Here is a 4,274-nt window from a genome sequence, read left to right as displayed (position 1 = left end):
TAATGGTTTTTTTGTTTGCTGCATGGTTTAACTGGGCAGCCTGAAATGGGGTTAAGGGGCTTTCAGGCTGCCTATATTAAGACAAACGTTAAATATTACAGCTTACCCAATACGATATTCAGCATACGGCGAATCGGCTCTGCTGCGCCCCACAGCAACTGGTCGCCTACGGTAAACGCGCTGATGTATTCGCCGCCCATTTCCAGCTTGCGAATGCGCCCAACTGGTGTTGCCAGCGTGCCTGTTACCGCTGCGGGGGTCAGCTCGTGAATAGTGGCTTCTTTGGTGTTGGGGACAACTTTTGTCCATTCGTTTGCGCTGGCGATGGTTTGTTCAATTTCTGCCAGTGGCAAATCTTTTTTCAGTTTCAGCGTGATGGCTTGGCTGTGGCAGCGCATTGCGCCGATGCGAACGCATAAGCCGTCCACAATCACGGGGCGATTTGCGCCCAAAATTTTGTTGGTTTCCACGCCGCCTTTCCATTCTTCTTTGGATTGCCCGTTGCCTAAATCGGCATCAATCCACGGAATCAGGCTGCCTGCCAATGGCACGCCAAAGTTGGCTTTGGGGTACTCTTCGGAGCGCAAAAAGTCGGATACTTTGCGGTCAATCGCCAAAATCGCGCTGGCGGGGTCGGCAAGCTCGGCGGCGACTTGGCTGTGCACCGCGCCCATGCCGCTAATCAGTTCGCGCATATTTTTCGCACCCGCGCCTGATGCGGCTTGATAAGTCATGCTGGTTGCCCATTCTACTAAGCCGTTTTGGAACAAGCCGCCGAGTGCCATCAGCATCAGCGATACGGTGCAGTTGCCGCCGATGTAGTCTTTGATGCCGTTTTTTAAACCTGCATCAATCACATTGCGGTTTACGGGGTCTAGCACGATGATGGCGTTGTCTTTCATGCGCAGCGCGGAAGCTGCGTCAATCCAGTAGCCATTCCAGCCGCTTGCGCGTAGGGGTTCGTGGACGGATTTGGTGTAATCGCCGCCTTGGCAGGTTACGATGATGTCCATTTTGGCGAGTTCGGCAACATTGTTGGCATCCAGCAGGGTTTTATTGGCTTGCCCGAAATCGGGGGCGGCACCGCCTACGTTGGATGTGGTGAAGAAGTGGGCTTCGGGGATGTGGGCGAAGTCATTTTCTTCGCGCATTCGTTGCATCAAGACTGAGCCGACCATGCCGCGCCAGCCGATAAATCCTACTTTCATGTTGGTCTCCTAATATATGGTGTGGATGGAAAAGGTGGGGTTTTAATCGTTTGTTAGGGTTTTGTAAAGGGGGGATATGGGTTTCAGGCTGCCTATTGGGGTGGGATAGGCAGCCTGAAAACGTGGTTGGATATCTTTTCAGGCTGCCTATCCCATCTATCAGGACAAGCTCGCTAACCAAGCGTGATAATACTTATCTTGCTCGGCAACAGATGCAACCCAATCCGATTCGGTTTTATCAAAAATAGCGACTTTCTGCTGGGCGGACTGCCCCATTTGGTTCAAATACGCAATGCGCCCAAGGCTCATTTGACGGCTCACGCCAGACGGATAAGCGTCTATTGTTGCGCCGTTGCATAAAATCATCGCGTTTTGCGTTTCCAGTTCCAATCTTATTTGGCGCAGGGCTTCAAAAAAATCGTCTGCTGTTTTGGTGATGCTCATCTGGTTGTCGCTTAACGTGATTTGAGCGCGGTAGTCATCGGTGGTTACATCATCCAAAACGCATTGAAATCCAACGCCATTTTTTCGGATAAACATAGTTCGTTTCATAATCAGCCCTTTACCCCAGCATCCCCAACAACTCTTCTTCGCTCAACACCGTTATCCCCAAGTTCTGCGCTTTTTCCAGTTTAGACCCTGCTTCTACGCCTGCCACCACAAAATCGGTTTTCTTGGACACGCTGCCGCTCACTTTGCCGCCTGCGGCTTCAATCATCGCGCTGGCTTGGTCGCGTTTTAATGTGGGCAGCGTGCCTGTGAGCACGAAGGTTTTGCCTGCGATTTCGCTTTTCAGGCTGCCTGAAAGGGCGTTTTCAGGCTGCATGGATGGCGCGGGCAGTTGGGCGAGAAAGGCATCTATATCGCGCAAGAGTTGGGCGTTTTCAGGCTGCCTGCGCCATGTTTGCCAGTCTTGCGGCAGGGCGTTGTCGGCGAGCAGTTGCGCGATGCTGCCGCCTGCCAAATCCCACAATTCTTGGGCGCGTTTTTCGCTGATTTTGTAGTCGGGCAATCGCGCCAACCAGCGTGCGGGCGTGGCGTATTCGCGCACATTGCTTGCCCGCGCGGCGGTTTGCGGCGACACGAATTGCAATAAATCGTCCAGCAATTTTTGTTGTTCAGGCAGCCTGAAAAAATGGGCGATGGAATGGGCGACCACGCTGCCGATGTCGGGCAGGCAGGCGAGCACAGGCTCGGGGGCGCGGCGCACGGTGTTCAAATCGCCAAACGCGGCGGCAAGCTGCTTGGCGGTGCTTTCGCCCACATGCCGAATGCCAAGCGCAAACAAGAAGCGGGCAAGCGGCGGCTGGCGGCTGGCGGCAATCGCGTCCAAAATATTGTGCGCCCATTTGTTCGCGCCTGATTTGCTGTCTTTGATGGTTCGCAGCTTGGTTATATCTAATTGATAAATATCGGCAAAACTGTGCAACACATCTTGTTCCACCAAGGCTTCAATCTGCTTGTCGCCCAAGCCGACAATATCCATCGCTTTGCGGCTGGCGAAGTGAATCAACCCTTGCGCGCGTTGGGCTTTGCACACGATGCCGCCTGTGCAGCGGGCGACCGCTTCGCCGATTTCGCGTTCCACCGCGCTGCCGCACACGGGACAGCTTTCAGGCAGCCTGAAAGCGGGATGCTGCGGCTCTTGCCGCTCGCCCAGCAAATCCACGTTGCGCATCGGGCGGCGTTCCAGCACCACGCGCACCACTTCGGGAATCACATCGCCCGCGCGGCGCACCACCACGGTATCGCCCACGCGAACATCTTTGCGCGACACTTCGTCTTGGTTGTGCAGCGTGGTGTTGGTTACGGTTACGCCGCCCACAAACACAGGTTTCAGCCGCGCCACAGGCGTGATTGAGCCCGTGCGCCCCACTTGCACATCAATCGCTTCAACCGTGGTCAAGGCTTCTTCGGCGGGGAATTTGTGCGCAATCGCCCAGCGCGGCGCGCGCGACACAAAGCCCAGCGTTTGCTGCTGCCGCAAATCGTTCACTTTCACCACCATGCCGTCAATTTCATAAGGCAAGCTGGGGCGTTGCTGCGACATGGTTTCGTAAAAATCCAGCACTTCGCGGATATGGGCGCACACGCGAATTTGCGCTTGCGGCTCGCTAAACCCCAGCCGCGCCAGCAGCTCAATCTCCTGCGCATGGTTTTCAGGCTGCCTAAACGCCGTGCTCAAACGCGCGATGCCGTAGCCAAAAAAATGCAGTTTGCGCTGCGCCGTAATCGCCGAATTAAGCTGGCGCAAGCTGCCCGCTGCGGCATTGCGCGGATTGGCAAACGGCTTTTGCCCCGCGTCCAGCTGGCGGGCATTGAGCGCGGCAAAATCCGCTTTCAGCATCAGCACTTCGCCGCGCACTTCAATCAAATCAGGCACTTCGTCGCCGCGCAGCTTCAAGGGAATATTGCGCACGGTTTTGATGTTTTCGGTTACATCCTCGCCCGTTGTGCCATCGCCGCGCGTGGCAGCCTGAACCAAAATGCCGTTTTGATACAACAGGCTAACCGCCAAGCCGTCAAATTTTGGTTCAATAATGTATTCGGTTTGCGATGTGCCCAAATCCTTGCACACGCGTTCGTCAAACGCGAGCATTTCGGCGTGGTCAAACGCGTCCGATTCATCATCGTGCGGCGAAAACGCATTCGCCAGCGACAACATCGGCACGGCATGGACAACCGTTTCAAAGCCATCCAGCACCGCGCCGCCCACGCGGTTGGTGGGGCTCTCAGGCAGCCTGAAAGCGGGATATTGCGCTTCCAACGCTTCCAATTCGCGGTATAGGCGGTCGTATTCGCTATCGGGCACGCTGGGCGCATCAAGCGTGTAGTATTCGTGGGCGTATTGGTTGAGCTGGGCGGTTAGGGTTTGGATTTTTTGTTGAGCTTGTTGGGGCATGATAGGCAGCCTGAAAATGGAAAGTGGGGATTTTAGGGGATTTCAGGCTGCATCAAAAGGAAAAAGCAGATGCGCGGGGCATCTGCTTTTGTGCAATAGATTGCCAATTAAGGTAATGTCCTAAAAAGTATGCTGCCTATTTTTTAATCATCACACATAACCAT

The 4,274-nt window shown here is 54.7% G+C and carries 3 protein-coding genes; all 3 read right to left on the bottom strand.

Features of this window, described 5'->3' with window-relative positions; all coding sequences use genetic code 11:
- Positions 1–95 precede the first annotated feature (95 nt).
- The gene (asd, locus tag Q4A85_RS13110) at positions 96–1,208 is read right to left on the bottom strand and encodes an aspartate-semialdehyde dehydrogenase (protein WP_303111062.1); all 1,113 of its coding nucleotides are present in this window, start codon (positions 1,206–1,208) and stop codon (positions 96–98) included.
- A 159-nt stretch (positions 1,209–1,367) separates the two neighbouring features.
- Complete coding sequence (locus tag Q4A85_RS13105; RefSeq protein WP_303111060.1) at positions 1,368–1,748, bottom strand: hypothetical protein; 381 nt, start codon at positions 1,746–1,748, stop codon at positions 1,368–1,370.
- A 22-nt stretch (positions 1,749–1,770) separates the two neighbouring features.
- A complete protein-coding gene (gene ligA, locus Q4A85_RS13100; RefSeq protein ID WP_303111058.1) occupies positions 1,771–4,110 on the bottom strand; it encodes an NAD-dependent DNA ligase LigA in 2,340 nt (779 codons plus the stop codon).
- Positions 4,111–4,274 lie beyond the last annotated feature (164 nt).

The sequence above is a fragment of the Kingella sp. (in: b-proteobacteria) genome (assembly GCF_030527935.1).
Taxonomy (GTDB): domain Bacteria; phylum Pseudomonadota; class Gammaproteobacteria; order Burkholderiales; family Neisseriaceae; genus Kingella_B.
This window is presented reverse-complemented; position numbering and strand designations above follow the sequence as displayed.

Excerpts from the sequence above, each read along its gene's own strand:
- asd (WP_303111062.1), bottom strand. The coding sequence starts at position 1,208 with ATGAAAGTAGGATTTATCGGCTGGCGCGGCATGGTCGGCTCAGTCTTG.
- Q4A85_RS13105 (WP_303111060.1), bottom strand. The coding sequence starts at position 1,748 with ATGTTTATCCGAAAAAATGGCGTTGGATTTCAATGCGTTTTGGATGAT.
- ligA (WP_303111058.1), bottom strand. The coding sequence starts at position 4,110 with ATGCCCCAACAAGCTCAACAAAAAATCCAAACCCTAACCGCCCAGCTC.